25 protein-coding genes are annotated in these 25,254 nt (G+C 67.3%); 13 read left to right on the top strand and 12 right to left on the bottom strand.

Annotated elements, in window-relative coordinates; translation table 11 throughout:
* Positions 1–957 (bottom strand): L-threonine 3-dehydrogenase, encoded by a 957-nt coding sequence (locus JTE92_RS03315; protein ID WP_063241896.1) that lies wholly within the window; start codon positions 955–957, stop codon positions 1–3.
* On the bottom strand, positions 957–2,156 hold the full coding sequence (gene kbl / locus JTE92_RS03310; protein WP_063241897.1) for a glycine C-acetyltransferase: 1,200 nt from the start codon (positions 2,154–2,156) through the stop codon (positions 957–959). Before kbl ends, JTE92_RS03315 begins: the two co-directional genes overlap by 1 nt.
* A 113-nt stretch (positions 2,157–2,269) precedes the next feature.
* Between kbl and JTE92_RS03305 the strand changes: the two genes are divergently transcribed.
* Positions 2,270–2,866, top strand: a complete 597-nt coding sequence (locus JTE92_RS03305) for a helix-turn-helix domain-containing protein (RefSeq protein ID WP_063241898.1) — start codon at positions 2,270–2,272, stop codon at positions 2,864–2,866.
* Between the two features lie 44 nt (positions 2,867–2,910).
* On the opposite strand, the gene JTE92_RS03300 is transcribed toward JTE92_RS03305, so the two are convergent.
* From JTE92_RS03300 to JTE92_RS03265, 8 genes are all read right to left on the bottom strand, one after another.
* A complete protein-coding gene (locus JTE92_RS03300) occupies positions 2,911–4,077 on the bottom strand; it encodes a xanthine dehydrogenase family Fe-S subunit (RefSeq protein ID WP_063241899.1) in 1,167 nt (388 codons plus the stop codon).
* Positions 4,078–4,085: 8 nt separating this feature from the next.
* The gene (locus JTE92_RS03295; RefSeq protein ID WP_063241900.1) at positions 4,086–4,913 is read right to left on the bottom strand and encodes an FAD binding domain-containing protein; all 828 of its coding nucleotides are present in this window, start codon (positions 4,911–4,913) and stop codon (positions 4,086–4,088) included.
* A 3-nt stretch (positions 4,914–4,916) separates the two neighbouring features.
* A complete protein-coding gene (locus JTE92_RS03290) occupies positions 4,917–7,313 on the bottom strand; it encodes a xanthine dehydrogenase family protein molybdopterin-binding subunit (protein ID WP_116386952.1) in 2,397 nt (798 codons plus the stop codon).
* Positions 7,314–7,428: 115 nt separating this feature from the next.
* Positions 7,429–8,055, bottom strand: coding sequence for an N-carbamoylsarcosine amidohydrolase (locus JTE92_RS03285; RefSeq protein ID WP_063241902.1), 627 nt, complete (start codon positions 8,053–8,055; stop codon positions 7,429–7,431).
* On the bottom strand, positions 8,055–9,113 hold the full coding sequence (locus JTE92_RS03280; protein ID WP_063241903.1) for a 2,5-dihydroxypyridine 5,6-dioxygenase NicX family protein: 1,059 nt from the start codon (positions 9,111–9,113) through the stop codon (positions 8,055–8,057). The genes JTE92_RS03285 and JTE92_RS03280 overlap by 1 nt, the downstream gene beginning before the upstream one ends.
* A 16-nt stretch (positions 9,114–9,129) precedes the next feature.
* Entirely contained in the window at positions 9,130–9,981 is an 852-nt protein-coding gene (locus JTE92_RS03275; protein ID WP_063241904.1) for an alpha/beta fold hydrolase, read from the bottom strand.
* A 9-nt stretch (positions 9,982–9,990) separates the two neighbouring features.
* Entirely contained in the window at positions 9,991–10,743 is a 753-nt protein-coding gene (locus JTE92_RS03270; protein ID WP_063241905.1) for a maleate cis-trans isomerase family protein, read from the bottom strand.
* 21 nt (positions 10,744–10,764) lie between these two features.
* The gene (locus JTE92_RS03265; protein ID WP_063241906.1) at positions 10,765–11,727 is read right to left on the bottom strand and encodes an amidohydrolase family protein; all 963 of its coding nucleotides are present in this window, start codon (positions 11,725–11,727) and stop codon (positions 10,765–10,767) included.
* Positions 11,728–12,179: 452 nt separating this feature from the next.
* On the opposite strand from JTE92_RS03265, the gene JTE92_RS03260 reads away from it, so the two are divergent.
* From JTE92_RS03260 to JTE92_RS03215, 10 genes are all read left to right on the top strand, one after another.
* The gene (locus JTE92_RS03260; protein WP_063241907.1) at positions 12,180–13,808 is read left to right on the top strand and encodes an MFS transporter; all 1,629 of its coding nucleotides are present in this window, start codon (positions 12,180–12,182) and stop codon (positions 13,806–13,808) included.
* A gap of 165 nt (positions 13,809–13,973) precedes the next feature.
* Positions 13,974–15,191 (top strand): ABC transporter substrate-binding protein, encoded by a 1,218-nt coding sequence (locus JTE92_RS03255; protein ID WP_063241908.1) that lies wholly within the window; start codon positions 13,974–13,976, stop codon positions 15,189–15,191.
* 8 nt (positions 15,192–15,199) lie between these two features.
* Positions 15,200–15,973 carry an ABC transporter ATP-binding protein gene (locus tag JTE92_RS03250; protein WP_063241909.1) on the top strand — a complete coding sequence of 258 codons (774 nt, stop codon included), beginning with the start codon at positions 15,200–15,202 and terminating at the stop codon, positions 15,971–15,973.
* The gene (locus tag JTE92_RS03245; protein ID WP_063241910.1) at positions 15,970–16,707 is read left to right on the top strand and encodes an ABC transporter ATP-binding protein; all 738 of its coding nucleotides are present in this window, start codon (positions 15,970–15,972) and stop codon (positions 16,705–16,707) included. The genes JTE92_RS03250 and JTE92_RS03245 overlap by 4 nt, the downstream gene beginning before the upstream one ends.
* Positions 16,708–16,719: 12 nt before the next feature.
* Positions 16,720–17,604 (top strand): branched-chain amino acid ABC transporter permease, encoded by an 885-nt coding sequence (locus JTE92_RS03240; protein ID WP_063241911.1) that lies wholly within the window; start codon positions 16,720–16,722, stop codon positions 17,602–17,604.
* A complete protein-coding gene (locus tag JTE92_RS03235; RefSeq protein ID WP_063241912.1) occupies positions 17,604–18,647 on the top strand; it encodes a branched-chain amino acid ABC transporter permease in 1,044 nt (347 codons plus the stop codon). Before JTE92_RS03240 ends, JTE92_RS03235 begins: the two co-directional genes overlap by 1 nt.
* A gap of 82 nt (positions 18,648–18,729) precedes the next feature.
* Positions 18,730–19,035, top strand: a complete 306-nt coding sequence (locus tag JTE92_RS03230) for a non-heme iron oxygenase ferredoxin subunit (protein WP_063241913.1) — start codon at positions 18,730–18,732, stop codon at positions 19,033–19,035.
* A gap of 11 nt (positions 19,036–19,046) precedes the next feature.
* Positions 19,047–20,327 carry an NAD(P)/FAD-dependent oxidoreductase gene (locus tag JTE92_RS03225; RefSeq protein WP_063241914.1) on the top strand — a complete coding sequence of 427 codons (1,281 nt, stop codon included), beginning with the start codon at positions 19,047–19,049 and terminating at the stop codon, positions 20,325–20,327.
* 11 nt (positions 20,328–20,338) lie between these two features.
* Positions 20,339–21,628, top strand: coding sequence for an aromatic ring-hydroxylating dioxygenase subunit alpha (locus JTE92_RS03220; RefSeq protein WP_063241915.1), 1,290 nt, complete (start codon positions 20,339–20,341; stop codon positions 21,626–21,628).
* A gap of 37 nt (positions 21,629–21,665) precedes the next feature.
* Positions 21,666–22,181, top strand: coding sequence for an aromatic-ring-hydroxylating dioxygenase subunit beta (locus JTE92_RS03215; RefSeq protein WP_174544898.1), 516 nt, complete (start codon positions 21,666–21,668; stop codon positions 22,179–22,181).
* A 47-nt stretch (positions 22,182–22,228) separates the two neighbouring features.
* On the opposite strand, the gene JTE92_RS03210 is transcribed toward JTE92_RS03215, so the two are convergent.
* Positions 22,229–22,759, bottom strand: a complete 531-nt coding sequence (locus tag JTE92_RS03210) for a MarR family winged helix-turn-helix transcriptional regulator (RefSeq protein WP_063241938.1) — start codon at positions 22,757–22,759, stop codon at positions 22,229–22,231.
* A 109-nt stretch (positions 22,760–22,868) separates the two neighbouring features.
* The gene (locus tag JTE92_RS03205; RefSeq protein ID WP_063241917.1) at positions 22,869–23,540 is read right to left on the bottom strand and encodes an ankyrin repeat domain-containing protein; all 672 of its coding nucleotides are present in this window, start codon (positions 23,538–23,540) and stop codon (positions 22,869–22,871) included.
* 476 nt (positions 23,541–24,016) lie between these two features.
* On the opposite strand from JTE92_RS03205, the gene JTE92_RS03200 reads away from it, so the two are divergent.
* Both JTE92_RS03200 and JTE92_RS03195 read left to right on the top strand, forming a co-directional pair.
* Positions 24,017–24,226 (top strand): hypothetical protein, encoded by a 210-nt coding sequence (locus JTE92_RS03200; RefSeq protein WP_063241939.1) that lies wholly within the window; start codon positions 24,017–24,019, stop codon positions 24,224–24,226.
* 78 nt (positions 24,227–24,304) lie between these two features.
* Positions 24,305–24,997 (top strand): intradiol ring-cleavage dioxygenase, encoded by a 693-nt coding sequence (locus JTE92_RS03195; RefSeq protein ID WP_063241918.1) that lies wholly within the window; start codon positions 24,305–24,307, stop codon positions 24,995–24,997.
* Positions 24,998–25,254 lie beyond the last annotated feature (257 nt).

Genomic DNA, 25,254 nt, shown 5'->3' with positions numbered 1-25,254 from the left:
TCAGGCGGCCAGCGTCGCCCTCAGGTTAGCCAGCATGTCCGCGACCATTTCCTTCAGGCCGTACTGCGCCTTCCACCCCCAGTCCGCGCGCGCGACCGAATCGTCGATCGAATCCGGCCAGCCTTGCGCGATCGCCTGGCGGTAGTCGGGTTCGTAGCGGATCTCGAAGTCCGGCACATGCTCGCGGATCGCCGCGGCGATCTGCGCGGGCGTGAAGGTGGTGCCGGCGATGTTGTAGCTGCCGCGCTCGCCCAGCCGTTCCGCCGGCGCCTCCATCAGCTCGATGGTGGCGCGCAGCGCGTCGGGCATGTACATCATCGGCAGGGCCTCGTCTTCCTTCAGGAAGCATGTGTAAGGCTCGCCCTTCACCGCCGCATGGAAGATGTCGACCGCATAGTCGGTGGTGCCGCCGCCCGGCGGCGTCTTGTGCGAGATCAGCCCCGGATAGCGCACGCTGCGCACGTCGACGCCGTGGTTGGCGTGGTACCAGCGGCACCAGCCCTCGCCCGCCTGCTTGGAGATGCCATAGACGGTGGTCGGCTCCATCACGGTCTTCTGCGGCGTATCCACCGACGGCGTGGTCGGGCCGAACGCCGCGATCGAGCTGGGCCAGAACACGCGCTCCAGCCCGGTCTGCCGCGCCAGCTCCAGCACGTTGAGCAGGCTGGTCATGTTCAGGTTCCACGCCCACTGCGGCGCCTTCTCGCCGGTGGCCGACAGCGCCGCCGCCAGCAGGTAGACCTGCGTGATGCCATGGCGCTCGACCACGGTGGCGAGTTCGCCGCGGTCGGTGGCGTTGAGCATCTCGTGCGTGATGTGCACGTGCCGGCCGGTCGGCACCACGTCGGAGGTGATGACGCTGGTACGGCCGTAGCGCTCGGCCAGCGCCAGTGCCAGTTCCGAGCCGATCTGGCCGTTGGCGCCGACGATCAGGATCCTGGGAGTGCCGTCGGCCATCAGATCAGCCCCAGTTCGCGGCCGGCCTGGCCGAACGCATCCAGCGCCGCCCGCAGCGCGGCCTCGTCATGCAGCGCGCTCATCTGCACGCGGATGCGGGCCTGGCCCTTGGGCACCACCGGGTAGAAGAAGCCCACCACGTACACGCCCAGCTCCAGCAGCCGCTGCGCGAGCTGCTGCGCTTTCTCCGCGTCGTAGACCATGATCGGAACGATGGGGTGCTCGCCCGCCTTGACGTCGAAGCCCAGCTGGTCCAGCCCCGCGCGGAAGAACTTCGTGCTGCGTTCCAGCCGGTCGCGCAGCTCGGTGCTGCCTTCGAGGATATCGAGCACCGCGATCGACGCCCCGACGATCGCCGGCGCCACCGTGTTGGAGAACAGGTACGGCCGCGAGCGCTGGCGCAGCAGCGCCACCACTTCCTGGCGCGCGCTGGTGAAGCCGCCCGAGGCCCCGCCCAGCGCCTTGCCCAGCGTGCCGGTGATGATGTCGATCTTGCCGAACACGCCGCGCAGCTCATGCGTGCCGCGCCCGCGCGGACCCAGGAAGCCCGTGGCATGGCATTCGTCGATGCCCAGCAGCGCGCCATGCTCGTCGCAGATCGCGCGCATCTCGTCGAGCCGCGCGATCGTGCCGTCCATCGAGAACACGCCGTCGGAAAACACCAGCATGAAGCGCGCGCCGTCCGCGCGTGCCTGCGCCAGCTGCACGCGCAGGTCGTCGAGGTCGTTGTGCTGGTAGCGGTAGCGGCGCGCCTTGCTCAGGCGGATGCCGTCGATGATCGAGGCATGGTTGAGCGCATCGCTGATGACCGCGTCCTCGGCGCCCAGCAGCGTCTCGAACAGTCCGCCATTGGCATCGAACGCGGAGCCGTAGAGGATGGTGTCCTCCGTGCCCAGGAACGCCGACAGCCGCGCCTCCAGCGTCTTGTGCAGGTCCTGCGTACCGCAGATAAAGCGCACCGAACTCAGGCCGAAGCCATGCGTGCGCAGCGCCTCGTGCGCGGCCTCGATCACCTGCGGGTGCGACGACAGCCCAAGGTAGTTGTTGGCGCACAAGTTGATCACCTCGCGGCCGTCGGTGGTGCGCACCCGCGCGCCCTGCGGCGTGGCAATCACGCGCTCCTGCTTGAACAGCCCCGCCTCGCGGATCGCGTCGAGTTCGGTGCGGATGGATGCGTAGAATGCCTCGGCATTCGACATGGCTGGCTCCCGGTGATGTGCAGTGGTGTGCTGGGGATGTGCTAGGATTCGATCGATAAATCGAACGTGTTCTGTATATCGAACATTCTTCGCAATATAACGAACATCCATCCATGACGCAAGCCCCGCTCCAGACCCCGCAGGCAGAGGGTCCGCCGGCCGTCGGCCTGGCGCTGCAGGCCTTGCGCCAGCAGCAGCGCCTCTCGCTCGACGAACTGTCGCGCCGCGCCGGCGTATCCAAGTCGATGCTGTCGCAGATCGAACGCAACCTGGCCAACCCGACCGTTGCGGTGCTGTGGCGACTGGCCAATGCGCTCGGCGTGAGCCTGGCCGACTTCCTCGCCGGCGGCGCCGCGCAACGGTCCGGCAGCGGCATCACCGTGGTCCAGCCGCACGCGATCCCGTCGCTGAAAAGCCCCGATACCCGCTGCGACCTGCGCATCCTGGGCCCGATCGAGCTGGCCGGGCGCTTCGAGTGGTATGAGCTGACCATCCAGGCCGGCGGCGAGCTGGCCTCCGAGCCGCACGAGGCCGGCACGCAGGAACACCTGACGGTTTTGGGCGGGTCGATGACGGTGCGCGCCGGCGCCGACGAGAAGAAGCTGCGGCACGGCGAGACCGCGCGCTATGCGGCCGATGTCGCACATGCGATCTCCAATGGCGGCAAGACCACTGCCACCGCACTACTGGTTGTAGTGCATCCGGGGTAAGGCGGGCAAGGGGGCCACGCCCCCGCCTCCCTGGACAGCGTTGCTCAGCGGGCGCCGAACAAATGCTTCACACGCTCCCACAGCACACCGAAGAACATCGCCACGGGGTTCAGGCGCACGGCCTGGTTGCGCTCGGCCTCGCTGAGCGTGGGGTCCATCCTGCGCGACACCGACTTGCCGAAGTCGGCAATCATCCGCCGCACGAAGTCGCGTACCAGCCCCGAGCGCGAGAACTGGGCGAGCGGCCCTTGCAGCGAATACTGCAGGTCGACCGCGACTTCGGTCTCGCCGGCGGACAAGGCCCTGAGCGCGTAGGCGATATCGCCCGCGGCCTTGGAGTTGCTGAGCGAGTCCTGCCCTGCCCCCTTCAGCACGCCGCGCTTGTTCGCGTCATCGCGCTGCAGGCGCGCGGCGCCTTCGAACCTTGCCGACATCGGGCCGAACTTGATGGCGATATGGCCCCTGACCTTCTCCCCGGCCACGTCCGTCAGCACCGCGCCGGGCAGGCAGCCCGCCACGGCCGGCAGGTCCGCCATGAAGGCCCATACCGCGTCCAGTGAATAAGGCACGGTGAAGCCGCCTTCGATGCGCGACCAGCCCTTTTTGTCAGCCGAGCGCTCGGGCTCGGCGCCGGCAGCCGTCGCGAGATGCGGCTGCGCGCCCAGCGCCTCTTCCGCGACCGCGAAGCCCGCGAACGGCATGGTGGCGGTGACCGCGCCGGCGTGCCGCGCGATCACACCCGCGGCCGCGCGGCGCGCGTCCAGCACCGAGCGGATCGCGGCGACGATGCCCATATAGCCGGTGCAGCGGCACAGGTTGCCCGACAGCTCATGCCGGATGGTCGCTTCGTCGGCATCGGGCAGGCGCAGCACGATATCGCGCGCGGTGGCCAGCATCCCGGGCGTGCAGTAGCCGCATTGCAGCGCGTGGTGCCGGTTGAACGCGGCGCGCAGGTCGGCCATGACCGCGTCGTCCTCGTAGCCCTCCACCGTGACGATGTCGGCGCCCTGGCAGGCGGCGGCGAAGGTGATGCACGAGCGCACCGGCTTGTCGTCGACCAGTACGGTGCAGGCGCCGCACACGCCGTGCTCGCAGCCAAGGTGAGTGCCGGTCAGGCGATGCGTGTCGCGCAGGTAGTCGCCCAGGTGCGTCCGGTCCGCGCACGCGCCGGACACCCGGCGGCCGTTGACGGTGAATTCGATGGTCTGCACGGCGCTCCTCAGTTCAGCAGTTGCGTGACGCAGCGCATCACGACGGTTCGGTACAGCTTGCGGTCGATGGCGTCCTTGCCCGGTGCGGCTTGCGCGATGGCTTCGGCGACGGCATCGGCCGTCAGCGCGGCCGCGCCCTGCGCCGCGACCGCGCGCGTCAGGCCGGGCAGCACCAGGGGCGGACCGTCCAGCGCGCCGAGCACGATGCGGGCGAAGCGGCGGCTGGCGTCGAAGTATGCGGCGCAGCTGGCCTCGGCGAATTCGCCGGTCTTGCGGCACAGCTTGTGGTAGCCCCAGCGGCTGTGCGCGGTCTTCGGCGGCACCCGCACCGCGGCGATCAGCTCGCCGTCGGCCAGCACCGTGGTATAGGCGCCGAGCATGAACGATTCCATCGGCACTTCGCGCATGCCGGCCGCGGACGCGATCTCGATGCGCGCACCCAGCGCGGTCATCGCCACGACCCAGTCCGCGGCCGGATCGGCGTGCGCGAGGCTGCCGCCCACGGTGCCGCGGTTGCGGATCGCCCGATAGGCGATGCCACCGGCAACGCCTTGCAGCATGGTGCCGCGCAGCGGCTCGAACACGCCGTCCTCGATCTGCGCGTGGGTCACGCAGGCACCGATACGGATGCCATCGGCGGTTGCGGTCACGTCGCGCAATTCGCGCAGCGCCGACACATCGACCACCGTATCGGGCCGGGTCAGGCGCAGGTTCAGCATCGGCCCGAGCGATTGCCCGCCACCCATGGCTTTGGATATATCCGTGCCCGCGCCCAGGCGGGACAGCGCCTCCGGCAGCGAGCCGGGTGCGTGGTAAGAAAATGCAACGGCTTTCATCGCTCAGGCTGCCTTCCGGTTATGCGCATCGGCCTCGGCCGCAGCCAGCGCCTCCAGGATCTTGCGCGGCGTCAGCGGGGTTTCCTTCAGCTCGACGCCAAAATCGCGCAATGCGTCGTTGACGGCATTGAAGATCGCCGCCGGCGGCGCGATCGCCCCGCCCTCGCCCATGCCCTTGGCGCCGAACTCCGTGTGCGGCGACGGCGTCTCGAAATGATGGATGCGGATCGACGGGATCTCGGTCGGCCCCGGCAGCATGTAGTCCGCCAGCGTCGACGCCAGCGGCTGGCCGTTGCCGTCGTAATGCATGGCTTCGAACATCGCGGTGCCGATGCCCTGCGCCACGCCGCCGTAGGTCTGCCCCTCGACCACCATCGGGTTGATCATGGTGCCGCAGTCCTCCACCACCACGTAGTCGAGGATCTCGACGTGGCCGGAATCGATATCGACCTCTACCGCCACGGCATGCGTGGCGTAGGTGAAGCTGCCGGTATCGACAGCCGGCTTGAAGCCCATCGTCACTTCAAGACCTTGCGCGTCGACGTCCGGCGGCAGCAAATGCGGGTTGATGTACCAGGCGTTGGCGATGCGCGCGATGTCGGTGGTGCCAGCATCCCCGCCCGCCACGGCGCCGTCGCGGAACACCACGGCATCCTGCGGCTGGCCCAGCATGTGCGCGCCGATCTTCAGCAGGCGCGGCAGCAGCGCCTTGCATGCACGCGACACCGCGCCGCCCGACATCACCAGCGAGCGCGACGCATACGTGCCCGTCGAGAACGGCGTCAGGCCGGTATCGCCGTGCACCACCTTGATCCGCGCGATATCGATGCCGAGGATCTCGTTGGCGATCTGCGCGAAGGTGGTCTCCATGCCCTGCCCATGCGAATGCACGCCCACGCGCACCTCCAGCCCGCCGTCCGGCGTGATCCGCACTGTCGCCGAATCGAAACCCGGGATCACCGGCGTGCCCCACGCGGCAAACACCGAGGTGCCGTGCGCCGATTGCTCGGTGTAGGTGCCGAAACCCACGCCGACATAGGTGCTGCCCTGCGGCCCCGCCTTCTGGCGCGCGCGGATCGCGGGCAGGCCGATCATCTCCATGGCCTTGCGCACGCTGGCGGGATAGTCGCCGCCGTCGAAATGCTTGTTGGTGACGTTGACATAGGGCATGGCCTCGGGCGGCACCAGGTTTTCGCTGCGCACCTCCCACGGCTCGCGCCCCACTTTGCGGGCGATGGCATCGATCATCAGCTCCATGGCAAAGCAGACACCGGTACGCGCCACGCCCCGATACGGCACGAAGCCCGGCTTGTTCGTCGCCACGCATGTGGTTTCGCAGCGGTAGCCGTCGAAGGCGTACGGCCCCGGCAGGTTGCCGATCGCCTGCCCCGGCTCCAGCCCGATGGTGAACGGCCACACCGAATAGGCGCCGCCATCGATCACGATCTTTGCATCGAGGGCCAGCAGGCGGCCGCGCGCATCGGCATACGCCGTCAGGTCATAGTGGTGCTCGCGCGAGTTGGCGCCGGCGGTCAGGTGCTCGCGCCGGTCCTCGATAAAGCGGAACGGGCGCTTGTAGGTCAGCGCCAGCCAGGCGACGCACAGCTCTTCCTGCTGCAGCACGCACTTGTAGCCGAAGGCGCCGCCCACGTCGGGCGAGATCACCCGCACGCGCTCCTGCTCCAGCCCCAGGCAATGCGCCAGGATCGTGCGGATCATGTGCGGCACCTGCGTCGCGCTGTAGACCACCAGCTGGTCGAACTGGTGGTCCCAGCAGGCCAGCACCGCCTTGCCTTCCATCGGCACCATGCACTGCCGCGCGAGGTCGATCTGGCGGCGCACCACGACCGTGGCCTCGTGCTGGCGCGCCTCGAAGTGCTTGTCGGCGGTCAGCGTCAGGAAGGTGTTGTCGCGCCAGTGCTCGTGCACGCGCACCTCGCCGGCAAGCTGGCGCGCCTGCGTCACGTCGGCCAGCGCGGGCAGTTCGTCGAACGACACGGCAACCTGCTCGGCGATGTCTTCGGCCTCGGCGCGCGTGGGCGCGAACGCCATCGCCACCGGCTCGCCGACAAAGCGCACCTTGCCGCTGGCCAGTGGCGGCTGTGCCGAGGGCTGGTACGACGGGAAGGCCGAGTCGGCGACGATGTCGCTGGCCGCCGCCATGTCCTCACGCACGATCACCGCGGCGGCGTGCCGGGACGGCTTGGTCACCGACAGCAGCCGGGCGTGCGCCACCGGGCTGCGCAGGAACGCCACTTCCTGCAGGTCCGGCATGGCGATGTCCGCGACGAAGCGGCCCTTGCCGTGCAGGTGCCGCGCGTCCTCCTTGCGCGCCACGCGGGCGCCGACGCCCTGGCCGCGCGGGCTTTCCGGATGATCCGGTTCCATCGACGATGTCATTGCCCTGTCCGTTCCGATGATAAGCGTGGTTTATTCAGCATGCTGACCAAAATCCTATGAAAATGCGGGCGGCCCTGTCAATTGCGGCTTTACCGCATCCCGCCCCTACATGCGCCTATTCCCGCACGCCGATGGCGGCAAGCCCCTCCGCCCGCGTGGCGACCGTCGCGTACTTCTGCGCCATGTCGAACAGGTTGGCCTCGTGCGGCGCCAGCGCGCGGTCGCCCACGCAGTCGGACAGCACCAGCGGGCGGAAGCCGTACTGCATCGCATCGACCACGCTGGCGCGCACGCAGCCGCTGGTGACGGCACCGGCTACCAGCAGCGTGCGCACGCCGCGCTGCGTCAGCCACGCCGCCAGCGACGTGCCGAAGAACGCCGACGGCACCGTCTTGCGCACCACCAGTTCGCCCGGCTGCGGCGCCAGTTCTTCTACGATGGCGCTGTGGAAGGCATGCTCCTTCAGCGTCAGCATGTTCGGTACCTTCATCGAGAACACGTTGTGGTCCGCACCATCGTCCGCATATACGATGCGGCTGTGCGCGACCGGCCAGCCTTCGCGCCGCGCTATCGCGAGCAGCGGCACGGTGCTGGCGATGGCGTCGCGGATGTTGCCGCCGCCGAATACCGCCGGATCGGCAAAGCCGTTGACGAAATCCACGATCAGCAGCCCGAAGGGCCCAGCCAACTCAAGCGCATTGCCGAAGCCCTGGCGCTGGTACGCGCCGATTTCCTTGTGCATCACGACTTGTCCTCCGGATAGCGGAAACCGTCGGTCACCTTGCCCGCGGCCACCACGTCGACGCCGTCCAGGCGCACGGTGCATCGCCGCAGCGGGATGTCGATATGGCAGGCCGTGGTGCGATGGCCGCCGGCCTCGTTGTTGGGACCGAGCGAAAACAGGAAGTTGCCCTCGAACGCGCGCGCATCCATGCCGATGGTGGCCTCGCGGTCGTACAGGCCCAGCGTCGACCAGTGCGCGCGCGGCTGCAGCCCCCAGCCGATATGCGAGATCGCATACGCCTCCGGATCGTTGAACGACGCCATGTACTCGCTCAGCAGCTCGGCATGGAGCCCGCCTTCGATGCGCGTCGCAAAACCGGCTTCCACCGTCAGGCGGATCGGCTCGGTCACGTAGGCCTTCTGCGGCAGCAGGATGTCGCCCTGGTCCAGCACGATGGTGCCGTGGGCGGCGCCTTCGTTCGGCCAGGTGAGCGCAAAGCCGCTGGGCCAGTGGTCCCAGCGCCCGGGCTCGTCGACAAAGCCGTACTCGCTGATGGCGGGGAATTCACCCAGCGGGCAGCGCAGGTCGGTGCCGGCGGGCGAGAGGACGTGCATCTCCTTTGCGCTTGCCAGCCGCTGCGAGGCCGCCTTCACGCGTTCGCGATCGGCCTCGCAGGGCACCATGCGCGCCAGCACCTCGGGCGGCTCGACGGCCAGCAGGATTTTGGTCCCGCCCTGCAGGATCTCGTGCTGCTCGGGCGAGAACAGCAGCGTCATCAGGTCCAGCACCAGGTCGCTCGCCTTCAGCGCGGCGATGGCAGCCGGGTTGCCGGTCAGCGGCGTGGTGCCGAGGTAGGCGAGCGCATCGCGGCTCAGCGCCTTTTCGCCGTTGACGGGCGGCAGGTCGAGCCGGTTGACGATGGCGCCCATCGACTGCGTGGCGGTCAGCGCGGTGGACAGCGTCTGCGGGTGGGTGGCGGCACTGGTCAGGATGGTGACGGTCTGGCCCCGCTCCAGCCGGGACAGCCGCAGCACCTTGCGCCACGCCTCGATCATCTGGTGGTCAGTTACCGGCATGTCGGCTCCTTGCTCGTTATTGCGCCAGCGATTGCGCCAGCGATTGCGCCAGCGGCGCGCCGAGGAAATCCCCCAGCGCGGCGTAGAAGCCCGCTTCGTCATCCCACGGGATCATGTGGCCGGCATCGGCCACGTGGCTGACCAGCATGCCGGGCAGCAGCATGCGGATCTCCGCGACGTCTTCGGGCCGCACCACGTCGCCGCGCCCTGCGGTCATCAACAGCGTTGGCACCCTGACCCGCGGCATGTCTGCGTGGATATCGTCATGGTGGAAATCCTCGAAGCTGCGCACCACCGCGTCTTCATTGCAGGTGTGCAGCCATTCGGCGCGCAGGCGCAGTTGCTCGTCGGTCCAGGTCGGGCAGAAGCGGCGCATGCCTTCCAGGCCGGTGCCTTCCCGGGACAGCCGGATCGAATCGACGTACCACGGCAGTTGCGCCGGATACGGGCGACGCCCGGGCCCCGACACGGGCGGGTCGACCATCACCAGCCGCGCCAGCCCGCCCGGCTGTGCCGCCGCGGCACGCAGGCCGATCCGTGCACCCATCGAATGGCCGACCACGCTGTAGCGCCGCAGGCCCAGCGCTTCGGCGAAGGCCGTTACATCGCGCGCCTGTGCATCCAGGCCGTAGTCGAGTTCCGGCTCCGCCGAGGACAGCCCGCGGCCGCGCACGTCGAGGATGTAGGTGTCAAAGCGCGTGCCGAAGCGCTCGCCGACAAAGCCCCAGGTGATCGCGGGGCTGGTGATGCCCGGCACGATCACGACGGCGTCGCGCGCGGCACGCTCGCCCTCATTGCCGCCGTAGCGCAGGTAATGCTGGCGGATGCCGTTGGCGTGGACGTGGCCGCCGTACTGGAAGGTACTCATCGCCGCTCCTCAGTAGGCGCCGGACAGCAGCGCGCCCGCGCCCGGCACCACCGGCTCCAGGTCCAGCGCCCGGAGCATCGCGTAGGTGGTGGCAATGGCGGCGGTCAGCACCGGCTTGCCGGTCATCGCCTCGACCTTCGCCACCGCCGGCAGCGATGGCATCTGCACGCAGGCGGACAGCACGATCACGTCGGCATCGGCGAAATTCATCTGCGCGACGATCTCCGGCAGGCGCGCCGGGTCATGGCGGCCCACGTCGAGGTTGTCGGGGATCTCCAGCGCGCGGTAGTCCACGACTTCATGGCCCTCGTTGCGGATGTAGTCCACGACCAGTTCGGTCAGCGGCTTCATGTAGGGCGCGACCACTGCAATGCGCTTTGCACCCATCACCTTGAGCGCATCCACCAGCGCGCCGGCACTGGTGATGACGGGCGCGTCGCCGCCGTTGGCCGTGGTGTGCGCCTTCAGGCGCTGTTCGGACTGCCGGTGGTAGCCATGGCCCATCGCCATGATCGCGACCAGGCAGGCATAGCCGAGCACGTCGACGCGGGCATCGCTCAGCTCCACCGCGCAGCGGTCGGACTCGGCATCCATTGCCGCCAGCTCTTCCTTGACCACCTTCTTCATCCGCATGCGGCTCGAATGGAAGGTGAAGCGCTGCGGGCGGATCTGCTGGCGCGCCATCAGCATGGCGGGGATTTCGGTTTCCATCGTCGTGTTCGAGCTGGGGACGATCTGGCCGATACGAAAGACTTTTTGCATGAGGGTTCCCGGTTGGTGCGATCAGAGCCTGAGCAGGCGTTGCGCGTTGCCATGGCAGACCAGCGCGCGCGTGGTGTCGTCGAGCGGCGCGCTGTCGATGAACCGCGCGGCCACTTCGGTGGATTCATAGGGATAGTCGACCGAGAACATCACCGCCTCCGGCCCCAGCTCGGCGATGGCACCCGTCAGCGCGCCGTGCGAGCACACGCCCGAGGTGGTGATGACGATATTGGTGCCGATGTACTCGGATGGCGCGCGCTCCAGCTGCACGCCGTGCGAATAGACCGCGAAGCGGCTGTCGAAGCGCCAGCGCTGGTACGGCAGGCCCTCGCCCATATGGCCGAGGATCAGCTTCAGCCGCGGAAAGCGGTCGAACACGCCGCTGAACAGCAGCCGCAGCGCGTGCGAGGCGGTTTCCACGCCCCACCCCCACGCGGCCCCGGCCAGTTCCGGATGGCCGGCGAGCACTTGCGGCGACACGAAGGCATCGGTCGGATGCAGGTACATCGGTACATCCAGCGCCTGCATGCGTTCCCAGAATGCGTCATAGGCGGGATCGTCGTAGTAGCGCCCATGTGTATGGCCGTTCACCAGCGAGCCCCTGAAGCCGAGCTGCTGCACGGCTCGCTCCAGTTCGGCTGCCGCCTGCAGCGGGTCATGCATCGGCAGCGCGGCAAAGCCGGCATAGCGCGTCGGATGGCGCGCAATCTGCGCCGCCAGGAAGTCATTGCTCTCGCGCGCCCGCGCCAGCGCCAGCCCGGTGTCGGGTTCGCCCTGGACGCCGGGCCCGGTTTGCGACAGCACGGTGATATCGATGCCGCACCGGTCCATCTCGGCCAGGCGCTCTTCGTCGAAATCGGCAAGGCGGCGACCGAGCTCGGCAAACACCGCCGGGTCGATATGCCGCGTGAACCCTTTGGAATAAGCCTGGAAGCCGGGGGTCATGAAATGCTCTTCCAGGGCGATCTTCTTCACGTAGGTCATGCTGGTGGGGGCTCCTGATGGGTGGAATCGCTGCGTGCCGAGCTTGTCCCGCGTGCGCAAACGCGTTGTTTCTCTAATTGCTCAGTACACTGATTAGTTTCGGATTCTAGTCAGCGGATTTTCAAAAGTCCAGACGCCGCGCGGAGGGTTAACACCTATAACGATGGGCAAAGTCGCTCAGTACACTGACTCGCAGATGCTCAGTATGCTGACAATATGAAATAACCGTTTAAATCGGGCTTTCCGGCGACTTGGGGAGACACCAGGAAGCGCCGGCACTGGCCCGCATTTTGCTCAGCATACTGCGTTTCTCATCAGCATACTGACTGATGCACCGGCGGCATGCGGCGCTGCACAGTGGCGGGTCATGACGACCCGCGCCACCGGCGCCGGCACCACCGGGAAGCAAACAAACAACAGAGACAACGGCCTGACCAAGAGGAGCCCCCGCCATGACGATCAGCCTGACCCGCGCCGAGAAGCGTGCCGACAAGCACGCCGACAAGCGCGCCCCAGCCTCCGGCATGACCGCCGAAGAACGCAAGGTCATCCTTGCCTCATCCTTCGGCGCCCTGATGGAGTGGTATGACTTTTACATCTACGCGGCGCTGGCAGTGTACTTCGGCGCACTGTTCTTTCCGCCGGGCAATGAAACGGCCGCCTTCCTGGCCAGCCTGGCCACCTTCGGCGCAGGCTTCCTGATCCGCCCGGTGGGCGCGCTGCTGTTCGGTCGCCTGGGCGACCGGATCGGCCGCAAGTACACCTTCCTGGTCACCATCCTGCTGATGGGAGTGGCCACCGTGGGCGTCGGCGTGCTGCCGACATACGAGCAGATCGGCATCACCGCCACGGTGCTGCTGGTGCTGCTGCGCCTGCTGCAAGGCCTGGCGCTCGGCGGCGAAGTGGGCGGCGCGGTCACGTACGTCGCCGAGCACTCGCCGGCAAGCAAGCGCGGCTTCTACACCAGCTCGCTGCAGACCACGGCCACGCTGGGGCTGCTGGCCTCGCTGTTCGTGGTGTATCTGCTCAAGACCTTCCTGACCGAAGCGGAATTCCGCACGTGGGGCTGGCGCATCCCGTTCATCGTGTCGCTGGTGATGCTGGTGATCTCGGTCTATATCCGCGGCAAGCTGCATGAATCGCCGGTGTTCGCGCGCATGAAGGCGAGCAATGCCACCTCGAAGTCCCCCATCCGCGAGAGCTTCACCCAGTGGCAGAACCTGAAGTCGGTGCTGCTGCTGTTCGTGGTGGCCGCAGGCCTTGGCGCGATCTTCGGCACCGGCCACTTCTACAGCATGTTCTTCCTCAACAAGACGCTGCACGTGCCGATCGAAACCGTGCACAAGCTGATCGCGATCGCACTGGTGGTGGCCACGCCCTGCTACCTGTTCTTCGGCTGGCTGTCGGACCGCATCGGCCGCAAGTACATCATGATGGCGGCGTGCCTGCTGGCGGCGCTATGCATCCAGCCGGTGTTCAAGGGGCTGACCCACTACGCTAATCCGGCGCTGGAGCAGTTCCAGCGGCAAGGCGCGGTGCAGGTGAGCGCCGGCGACTGCCGGGCGCGCCTGTTCGGCGAACCGGTGTCGGCCTGCGACAAGATCCGCGGCTACCTGACCGACCTGGGCGTGGGCTACACCTTCGTGCCGGCCAGCGATCCGGCACAGGCCGAAGTACGGATCGGCGAGCGCACTCTGCAGGGCTTCGACCGCGCCGCCATCAAGGGCGCGCTGATCGAGGCCGGATGGCCCGAGCGCGCCGATCCCGCCAGGATGAATACGCCGATGGTATTCATGCTGCTGCTGGTGCCGATCCTGTTCCTGGCCATGGTCTATGGCCCGATGGCCGCCTTCATGGTCGAGCTGTTCCCGGCCAGGGTGCGCTACACCTCGCTGTCGCTGCCCTTCCACCTTGGTGCGGGCTGGGTCGGCGGCATGCTGTCGTTCGTGGTCACGGCGATGAACGTGTCCAGCGGCGACGTGTACTTTGGCCTCTGGTATCCGGTGGTCATCGCCGGACTCGCCTTCGTCATCGGCATGGTGTTCGTGCCGGAGACGCGCGGGCGTGACCTGTCCACCTGAGCGCTGCTGACAGTGCATTGACAGGGCGGAGAGGTCCGCCCTTTTCACCCATACATCTTCAGCATACTGAATTATTTCCGACGCGAGCGCGGCGATGGCGCCCGCGTCGGGCGAATGCAGCCATCGCCAACTTCCGTCCCTTCGCGCAGACAAACTGGAGCCCCCATGTCCACCTCTCGCATTCTCCGCACCCTTGCCGCGTCGTCCGCCCTGCTCGGCCTGGCGCAGGCCGCGCCCGCCCTGGCCGACGCCAGCGGCGTGAAGATCGGCGTCATCACCGATATGTCCGGTTCCTATGCCGACCTGTCCGGCAAGGGCTCGGTCGTTGCCGCCCAGATGGCCGTCGAGGAGTTCGGCGGCAAGGCGCTGGGCAAGCCCGTCACAGTGCTGTCCGCCGATCACCAGAACAAGGCCGATATCGCCTCGTCGCTGGCGCGCCGCTGGTTCGATACGGACGGTGTCGACATGGTGATCGACTTCCCCAACTCGTCGACCGCGCTGGCGGTGCAGGAAGTCGCGCGCCAGAAGCAGAAGATCGATATCGTCTCCACCGGCGGCGCCATGGCGCTGACCAACCAGAACTGCTCGCCCACGGGATTCCACTGGGCCTGGGACACTTACTCGGTGTCGTATCCGCTGGTGCGCCGCCTGATCGACCAGGGCCGCAACAGCTGGTACTACATCACGGTGGACTACGCCTTCGGCCAGTCGCTGGAAGCCGACTTCCGCAAGGCCGTGGATGCCGGCGGCGGCAAGAACGTGGGCAGCACCCGCCATCCGCTCAATGCCAGCGATTTCAGCAGCCCGGTGGTCGCGGCCTCGGCCTCCAAGGCCAAGGTGGTGGTGCTGGCCAATGCCGGCAATGACATGATCAACGGCGTCAAGGCGGCCGGCGAGTTCGGCCTGATCAAGGCGGGGCAGACGGTCATCACCCCGTCCACCTTCATCACCGACATCAAGAGCCTGGGACTGCCCGCCGCGCAGGGCCTGACCTATGTCGACCCGTTCAGGCTCGACCTCGACGCAAAGTCGAAGGACTTCGTCGAACGCTACTACAAGCGCCACAAGGCGTATCCCACGCACGGGCAGATCGGCGTCTATTCCGGTGTGCTGCATTACCTGAAGGCCGTGGAAGCCGCCAGGACCGTCGAGGGCCCCGCGGTGGCGGACAAGATGCGCGCCCTGCCCGTCAACGACGCCTTCGTGCGCAACGGCAAGGTCCGGATCGATGGCCGCATGGTGCACGACATGTACCTGGCCCAGGCCAAGACGCCGGCGGAATCGAAGGGGCCGTGGGACCTGGTCAAGTACATCGGCACGATTCCCGGCGACGAGGCCTTCCGCCCCCTGTCCGCCAGCGAATGCGCGCTGGTCAAGAAGTGAGCGCGCCAATGCCCGAGCAAGACGTGATCCTGCGCACGCAGGGGCTGACCAAGGCGTTCAAGGGCTTCACCGCCGTCAGCGATGTCAGCCTGTCGGTGCGGCGCGGCTCGATCCACGCGCTGATCGGCCCCAACGGCGCCGGCAAGACCACCTGCTTCAACCTGCTGACCAAGTTCCACGCCCCGTCATCCGGTTCCATCCATTTCAACGGCACCGACATCACCGCGCTGCGCCCGGCGCAGATCGCCCGCATGGGCGTGATCCGCTCGTTCCAGATTTCCGCGGTGTTCCCGCAGCTGACCGTGCTCGAGAACGTGCGCATCGCGCTGCAGCGCAAGCTGGGTACGTCGTGGCAGTTCTGGCGCGGCAAGCGCTCGCTGTCGCAGCTGGACAAGCGTGCGATGGAACTGCTGGACGACGTGGGGCTGGCCGGCTTCGCGCACCTGGGCACCGCCGAACTGGCCTATGGCCGCAAGCGCGCGCTGGAGCTGGCCACCACGCTCGCCACCGATCCCGAGCTGATGCTGCTGGACGAGCCCACGCAGGGCATGGGCCATGAGGACGTCGAGACCGTGACGGCGCTGATCAAGCGCGTGTCGGCGGGACGGACCGTGCTGATGGTGGAGCACAACATGAGCGTGGTGTCGTCGATCGTCGATCGCATCACGGTGCTGCAGCGCGGCGCCGTGCTGGCCGAGGGCACGTATGACGAGATCTCGCGCGACCCGCAGGTAAAGGAAGCCTATATGGGAACCACGGAAGACCAGCAGGAGGCCGCATGAGCGCAACCGCCACCCCGGCTCTGGAATTGAGCGGCCTGCATGCCTGGTACGGCGAATCGCACATCCTGCACGGCGTCGACCTGGCGGTCCAGCCGGGCGAAGTGGTGACGCTGCTGGGCCGCAACGGCGCGGGTCGCACCACCACGCTGCGCGCCATCATGGGACTGGTTGGCACGCGCAAGGGATCGGTGCGCGTATTCGGCCAGGAAACCATCGGCATGAAGACACACCGCATCGCGCCGCTGGGGCTGGGATATTGCCCGGAGGAGCGCGCCATCTTCGCCAGCCTGTCGTGCGAAGAGAACCTGATGCTGCCGCCGGCTTTCGAGGCAGGGCCAGGCGCGACGGGGCTGCGCGAGCCGATGTCCGTTGCCGAGATCTACGAGATGTTCCCCAACCTGCACGAGCGGCGCAAGAGCCAGGGCACGCGCATGTCGGGCGGCGAGCAGCAGATGCTGGCGGTGGCGCGCATCTTGCGCACCCGCGCGAGCGTGCTGCTGCTCGACGAGATCTCGGAAGGGCTGGCGCCGGTGATCGTGCAAAAGCTGGCGAAGATGATCGCCACGCTGCGCCGGCGCGGCTACACCATCGTCATGGTGGAGCAGAACTTCCGCTTCGCGGCACCGCTGGCGGACCGCTTCTTCGTGATGGAGCACGGCCGCATCGTGGAGGCCTTCGCCGCCGGCGAGCTGGAGCGGAAGATGCCCGCGCTCAATGCCCTGCTGGGCGTGTAAGGAGACCTTGTCATGGAATTGTTTGGAGTGCCCCTGCCCGCGCTGCTGAGCCAGCTGCTGCTGGGGCTGGTCAACGGATCGTTCTACGCGATCCTGAGCCTCGGGCTGGCCGTGATCTTCGGCCTGCTCAACGTGATCAACTTCGCGCATGGCGCGTTGTTCATGCTGGGCGCGGTGCTGGCCTGGATGGGCCTGAACTACCTCGGGATCAACTACTGGCTGATGCTGCTGCTGGCGCCGCTCGCGGCCGGCGCGCTGGGCGTGGTGCTGGAGCGCACCATGCTGCGCCACCTGTACCGCTTCGACCACCTGTATGGGCTGCTGCTGACGCTCGGCATCTGCCTGCTGATCGAAGGCCTGCTGCGCTCGGTCTATGGGGTCTCGGGCCTGCCCTACCCCACCCCGGAAGCGCTGACCGGCGTCAGCCAGTTGGGCTTCATGGTGCTGCCCAACTACCGTGCCTGGGTGGTGCTGGCTTCGCTGACGGTGTGCTTCGCCACCTGGTTCATGATCGAGAAGACCCGGCTGGGCGCCTACCTGCGCGCCGGCACCGAGAATCCGCGCATGGTGGAGGCCTTCGGCGTCAACGTGCCGCTGCTGGTGACGCTGACCTATGCCTTCGGCGTGGGCCTGGCAGCGTTCGCGGGCGTGCTCGCGGCGCCGGTCATGCAGGTGTCGCCGCTGATGGGACAGAACCTGATCATCACCGTATTCGCGGTGGTGGTGATCGGCGGCATGGGGTCAATCCTCGGCTCGATCTTTACCGGCCTGGGCCTGGGTGTGTTCGAAGGCATCGCCAAGGTCTACTACCCCGAAGCCTCCGCGACTGTTGTCTTCGTCGCGATGGTCTGCGTGCTGCTGGTGCGGCCGGCCGGCCTGTTTGGAAAGGAGAAATGATGGCAAGTCCCACTAACGCAACGCGGCCTCTGTTCGCATACGGACTGCTGCTGGCGGCCCTGCTGCTCGCGCCCTGGCTGGGCGCCTACCCGGTGCTGGTGATGAAGCTGCTGTGCTTTGCGCTGTTCGCCTGCGCCTTCAACCTGCTGCTGGGCTACACCGGGCTGGTGTCGTTCGGCCATGCCGCCTTCTTCGGCGGCGCGGCCTACGCCTGCGGATATGCGATGAAGTCGCTGCAGCTCACGCCGGAACTGGCGCTGCTGGGCGGCACCGCGTTCGGTGCCCTGCTGGGACTGGTGTTCGGCACGCTGGCGATCCGCCGCCAGGGCATCTACTTCGCCATGATCACGCTGGCGCTGGCGCAGATGTTCTACTTCTTCTGCCTGCAGGCACCGGTGACCGGCGGCGAAGACGGCATGCAGGCGGTGCCGCGCGGCGAGCTGTTCGGTGTGCTGCCGCTGGCGTCCGACCACACCATGTACTACGTCGTGCTGGCGATCACGGTCGCAGCCTTCCTCGGCATCATGCGCATCGTCAACTCGCCTTTCGGGCAGATCCTGCGGGCGATCAAGGAGAACGAGCCGCGCGCGGTCTCGCTGGGCTATGACGCGGATCGGTTCAAGCTGCTGGCGTTCGTGCTGTCGTCGGCCCTGGCAGGGCTGGCGGGGGCGCTCAAGACCCTGGTGCTGGGCTTCGCCACGCTGACCGATGTCCACTGGATGATATCGGGCTCGGTGATCCTGATGACATTGGTTGGCGGCATGGGCACGCTGTCCGGCCCGCTGGTCGGCGCGCTGGTCATCGTTGCGCTGGAGAACAAGCTGGGGGATGCGGGCAACGCGCTGGCGGCCATGACCGGGATCAGCTGGTTCGATACGCTGGGCGAGTCGGTCAGCATGGTGACCGGGCTGATCTTCGTGGTCTGCGTGCTGACGTTCCGCCGCGGCATCATGGGCGAGATCCTGGCACGCTGGCAGGCACGTCCCGCGCTTCAGCACAATGCCGCGCCCACGCCCGGCGCGGCCCGCACCAGTCAGGGTTAACGAGAATATTTCGCGCCACAAACATCAGTACACTGAGCTTATATATTCAGCATACTGACAAATCAGATTCACGGAGATGACCATGGCATGGATTCACATCGATGCGGCCGACACGCTGCAGAACGACGAGGTGATGCCGCTGACGCTGGGCGAACGCCAGCTTGCCGTCTATCGCAGCGACGATGCGTACTTTGTCACCGACAACGTCTGCACGCACCAGTACGCGCTGCTGTCGGACGGCTACCTGGAAGACGGCTGCATCGAATGCCCGCTGCACCAGGCACGCTTCGACATCCGCACCGGCAAGGCGATGTGCGCGCCCGCCACCGGCGATATCCGCACCTATCCGGTCAAGATCGAAGACAGCCGGGTGTGGGTCGAGCTGTAACGGAGCCGCTCATGACACAGCACACGCCCATCCTGATCATCGGCGCCGGACAGGCCGGGGCCATGGCCGCCGCCGCGCTGCGCGGCCTTGGCTACGGCGGCCGCATCGTCATGGCAGGCAGCGAACGGCACGCGCCGTACGAGCGCCCGCCACTGTCCAAGTCCGTGCTGGCCGACGCCGGGCAGGAAGGCAGGATCGGCGTGCATCCCGCCAGCTTCTATGCGGACCAGGACATCGAACTGCGGCTGGGCGCCTGCGTCACCGCGCTCGATCCCGCGCAGCGGGTCGCGCACGTGGCGGACGGCAGCGCCATCGGCTACGACGCCTGCCTGCTCACCACCGGCGGCAATGCCCGCGTGCTGGCGGCGCTGCCGCCGGGTACGCCGCATGTGCACTACCTGCGCTCGCTGGACGATGCAACGCGCCTGCGCGACGCCATGCGGCGCGCTGGCGAACTTGTGGTGATCGGCGGCGGCTTCCTTGGCCTGGAGACCGCTTCGACCGCCGCGGGCATGGGCCTGAAGGTAACGCTGGTAGAGAGCGCGGACCGCCTGCTTGGCCGCGCGCTGCCACCGGAGCTTGGCACCTGGCTGGCAGACCGGGTGCGGGCACAAGGCGTGACCCTGCGCCTCGGTTGCGGCATCGCCCACTGTGATGTGCGGGGCTATGCCGTGCAGATGCGGCTCGCTGACGGCTCCGGACTGCGCGCGCCACTGGTGGTGGTCGCCATCGGCCTGACCCCGGAAGTGACGCTCGCCGCCGGCGCCGGCCTGGCGCTGCATCCGCAGAATGGCGGCATCCGGGTCGACCAGCAGGGCCGCACCAGCGCGCCGGGAATCCATGCCGCCGGCGACTGCTGCAGCCAGCACCAGCCGCTGTTCGGCACCGAGATGCGGCTCGAGTCGTGGCAAAGCGCCAATGAACAGGCGCGCATCGCGGCGGCATCCATGCTGGGCGTGGATGCGGAACCCGCGGCGCTGCCGTGGTTCTGGACCGACCAGTTCGGCTGCAACGTGCAGATGCTCGGCGCCGCGCATCCGGATATCCGCTATGCCTGGCGCGGCTCCGCCGCCCACGATGCCGCCGCCCCGAAGTTCATGCTGCTCGGCACCCGCCACGGCCGCCTGAGCCATGCCATTGCCGTGAATGCCGGCGGCGACCTGCGCCAGCTTCGCCCACTGGTCGGACAGGACGTCTCGGCGCATCTGGCCCGCCTGTGCGACGGCACATTGCCGCTGCGGCAAGTCGTCCGCCAATGCCACGCCGACGCTGACAGCTCCATCACACTCTGAGAGGACCCCACATGTACCAGACACAAGCGGTGATCCAGCACACGCTGGGCAAGAAGAACCCGGGACTGGATGAATGCCGCTGGCCCGAGGATGGGCTGCACTACATCCCCGACTGGGTCTACACCAGCCAGGCCGTCCATGACCTGGAGCTGCAGAAGATCTTCCGCGGCCGCTCGTGGAACTATGTCGCGCTCGAAGCCGAAATCCCGCATGCCGGGGACTTCAAGCGCTCGTATGTCGGCGCGACGCCGGTGGTCGTGTCGCGCGCCGAGGACGGCTCGATCCATGTCTTCGAGAACCGGTGCGCGCACCGCGGCGCCGAGTTCTGCCGCCACAGCCAGGGCAACACCAAGGAATTCGTCTGCCCTTACCACCAGTGGTCCTATGACCTCAAGGGCAACCTGCAGGGGGTTCCGTTCAAGCGCGGCGTCAACCGCGCCGGCGGCATGCCCAGGGACTTCCGCAACGAGGACCATGGGCTGGTGAAACTGCACGTGGCGACGCGCAACGGCGTGATCTTCGCCTCCTACGCCCCCGACATGGAAAGCCTGGAAGACTACATGACGCCGGAGATCCTGAAGGACTTCGACGTGGTCTTCAACGGCAAGCCGCTCAAGGTGCTCGGCTATTACAAGAACGAGCTGCCGTGCAACTGGAAGATGTACCACGAGAACCTGAAGGACCCGTACCACGCCACGCTGCTGCACTCCTTCCTGGTGGTGTTCGGCCTGCTGGTGGCGGGCAACGAGTCGGCGATGATCGCCGACCCGGTGCACGGCCGCCACGGCACCATGGCATCGGCCAAGAAGGAAGACAAGTACGCGGCCGTGAGCGACGAGAACAAGAAGGAGATGCGCTCGTACCACGAAGGCATGAGACTGGAGGACGAACGCTTCCTGGAGTACGTGCGTGAGTTCGACTCGCCGTGGTCGGTGACGATGCAGACGATCTGGCCGAACCTGATCGTGCAGCGCGAGATGAACACGCTGGGCGTGCGCCAGATCGTGCCCAACGGCCCCGACAGCATGCTGATGCTGTGGACCATGTTCGGCTACGAGGACGATACCGAGGAAATGACGCAGCATCGCCTGCGCCAGGGCAACCTGATGGGCCCCGCCGGCTTCCTCGGGCTGGAAGACAACGAGGCGATGAAGTTCGTGCAGGAAGGCGTGCGCCGCTCCAGCAGCGACCTCAACGTGCTCAAGCTGGATGCGCAGCAGGTCGGCACGTCCAGTTCCCTGATCTCCGAATCCGCGATCCGCGCGATGTACCAGTACTACCGCGGCGTGATGGGGTTCTGAACGCGGCCTGACGGGAATCCAAAAGCATATGAAACCGATGAACTACTCCCTCTATCGCGAGAGCACCCTCGGCACGGCGCGCGCGATCGAACTGCGGCTGGAGATCGATGCCTTCCACGCGGACTACTGCGCCGCACTGGACGCCGGCATGGTCGAGCATTGGCCGGGCTTCTTCACCGACGATGCGCTCTACCGCATCACCGCGCGCGAGAACGCCGAACGCAACCTGCCCGTCGGGCTGGTGTATGCCGAAGGCATCGGCATGATGCGCGATCGCGCCGCGGCGATCGCCAATACGCAGATGTTCGCGCCGCGCTACAACCTGCACCTGGTGACCAACACGCGGGTCAGCGCTGAAACCGCCGACGGCGATATCGTGGCGCAGGCCAACTTCATGCTGTTGCAGACGCTGGTCGAAGGCCCCACCACGATCCACCTCGCCGGGAGCTATCACGACCGCTTCCGCCGCCAGGGCGGCAGGCTGCTGCTGCGCGAGCGGCAGGTGGTGTATGACACCACCATCATTGCGAACGACCTGGTCTATCCGGTCTGAGCCACATCGCAATGAAGGACGGCGGGCCTTGCGCCCGCCGTCCTTGCTTACATGCTTCGCAACACCGTGCGGCTGTACTGGTTGTTGGCCTCCACCAGCGTCGCCAGCAACTCCATGAACACCTCGCGCTGCGCCGGCTTCAGCGGCGCCAACATGCGTTCCTGCGCGCGCGCCATGTCGGCGCGCAGCGACGTGACCACGCTCTTGCCTTCGCGCGTCAGGTGGACATGGCGCGTGCGCCGGTCCGCAGGGTTCTCGCGGCGCTCGACCAGGCCGCGGTCTTCCAGCCGGCGCACCACGTCCATGGTCGTGGTGCGGTCAAGCCCCACTTCCTGCCCCAGCGAGGTCTGGTCCAGTCCCGGCAGCACCGACAACACAGTCAGGATGGCGTACTGGACCGGCGTGATATTGGGCGCCTTGCACTCCTCGAAGAACATCGCCACGTGGATCTGGTGAAGCCGCCGCACAAGAAACCCGGGACGTGCCCAGAGCAGTTCCTTGGCCGGATCCGCTTCCGGCACCGCAGTTGCCGTGCTGCCGCTTTCACTCGTTGCGTTGCGCTTTGCTCTCGGAGACATCGCCTTCACCATTTTGTATGCACACTGACAGTATATATGAGGCATGGTGGAGGCGATTCGCCGGAACGGGTCACAGCGCGTCGCGTGAATGGCCCGGAGTGCCGGCGCCTCAGCGCGCGCCAGCGGCGCTGAGAATGCGCTCGATCTGCGCATAGCCGCGCTGGCGCGCATGCTGCAGCGGACTGACGCCCTCGCCGTCGGCGAGGTTCACATTGGCGCGCGCCTGCACCAGCAGGCGCACGATCTCGGTATGCGCGGCGCCGCCGTTGCCGAGGATGATGGCCTCGAGCAGCGCCGTCCATTTCAGCCGGTTGACATGGTCGACGTCCACGCCCGCCGCGATCAGCATGCGCACGGTCTCGACATGCCCGCGCTCGGCGGCGGGGATCAGCGCGGTGCCGCCGTAGCGGTTGGTGCTGCGCAGGTCTGCGCCGTGGGCCAGCGCCATGCGCAGGATCTCGTTGTGGCCGCGCGCGCCGGCGTAGAGGTAGGGGCTGTCCTGGATCGCATCCTTCGCATTGACGTCGGCGCCGGCCTCGATCAGCACCGTTGCCGCCTGCACCCGGTTGTGATGCGTGGCGACCAGCAGCGCGGTACGTCCCTGCGCATCACGGGCGTCGATGGTGGCGCCGCTGGCAAGCAGCGCACGCACGCGTGCGGTGTTGCCGCTGGCAGCGGCGGCATGGAGTTCGGTGGCCGGCAAAGCGCCGGCCGCGGAAGAAACGTGGGTCAGCATGACAATGACGAAGGCGAAACAGAGGAGCAGGCGCGCAGCCAGCATGCAAGGATCTCCGTGCGGAATGCGGAATGAGAAAAAACAAGGCCATGGTCGCGCAGCTGAGGCGGCCTGGCCGCCGCATTCTGTCACGCTGGCACCGCGCGCCGGAAGTTAAGGTTTTGAATGGGATCCAGTGCCAAAGCGAATGACCGGCTCGCGCGGGCCGCCGGCCAAGGCCGCGCCACCGGCATGGCCATCACACTGTCATCGTCGCTGGCCGATAATGATTCCGACACCGGTGACCGCGAGGCAACTTGTAACGGCGAGCCGTGGCAAGGAACCGTGCGCTACCGGTGCCGTCAAACAAGCTAGCCGCCTGAGACCGGGCATGCGGCTGGGCACCGCGCTGCAGCATTCGTGCCGCAACGCAGCACTCCCTTCCGCAAGTGCCATGGTCTCCACGGCGCGCTTCTTCGCGCGGGCGCCGCGTGCGCCCTGCAGACTCCCAGCAAACGCCCCCTCTAGCCAAGGAGATGAACGTGCTGAGCCCGCATGAACTTGCTACGCTGCTGCTACTGAGCGACGGCCCCGACTCCCTCGATTCGAGCGATTCCCGTCAGATCGATCCCACCGACCTGAAGGCCCTGGTCGAAAAACAACTGGTCCAGCTTGAAGTCCTGCACGGTTGCCGGCAGGAACCGCGCATCACCAGCCACGGCTACTCGATGCTGAAAGCCATGGGACGCTGAGGCGTCCCGCCCATCCCCCGACCGGCTGACCCGCGATTCGCGCAGCAGCGCACACCCCGCCATCCCACGGAGACCCACATGGACGTGCGCCCTGGAGCCGGCCTGGTCGGGACAGCCCATCCCGACACCGCACGCCGCCGCTTCCTGCAAGAGCTGGGTGCCCTGCTTGCGCTGGCCGGCATCGGCACCGCAGAAGCGCAAGTGCCGGCGGCCTGCCTGCTCACCCCTGAAGCCACCGAAGGGCCCTTTTACCTGGACGACGCGCTGATGCGCGCCGACATCCGCGACGGCCGTCCCGGCCAGCCGCTGCGGCTGCGCCTGCGCGTGGTCGAGGCACAGCGCGGCTGCGCGCCCGTCGCGGGCGCGCTGGTCAGCGTATGGCATTGCGACGCCGAAGGCAGCTACAGCGGCGAAAGTGCCGCCAACCGGCAGGCACGCTACCTGCGCGGCGTGCAGGCCACCGGGGCCGACGGCGTGGCGACGTTCACCACTATCTATCCCGGCTGGTATCCGTCGCGCGCCATCCATATCCATTTCAAGGTGCTGCTGGCGCAGTCGGAAGTGCTGACCAGCCAGCTGTATTTCGACGATGCACTCAGCCGCCAGGTGCTCGGCAGCCACCCTGCCTACCGCGCGCACGGCGTGCCGACGCGGCCGACCACACGGGATCCGATTGCCGGCAGCAGGCCCAGCACTGTGCGCGTGAGCCAGGCCGGGGATACCGGCGGCGCGCTCGACGGCGAGTTCACGGTAGGGATTGCGCGCGCCTGAAGTTGCGGCAATGCCGCATCGGCGCCCGTGCAGCAAAGCCAAAGTGAGCCAGCCCACACTGCGCGGGTAATCCCTAGATTGTGGTTCTCTGTCCCTTTCCTACCATGAAGGGAATCAGGGACCACCCTGCGCAGGGCGCGCGCAGCTTCCTGGTCCATTGCTTTCCCGATTTTCCCGACTTTTCCGGTGTTCAAGACAGTGACGAGCTGCCTCGGCCGATGGCCGGCGCTCGCGGCCACCCCACCCACACATGGAGG

It is taken from the genome of Cupriavidus oxalaticus (assembly GCF_016894385.1).
Taxonomy (GTDB): Bacteria; Pseudomonadota; Gammaproteobacteria; order Burkholderiales; family Burkholderiaceae; genus Cupriavidus; species Cupriavidus oxalaticus.
Note: the sequence above shows the minus strand (reverse complement) of the source record. Positions and strands in the feature narration are given on the sequence as shown.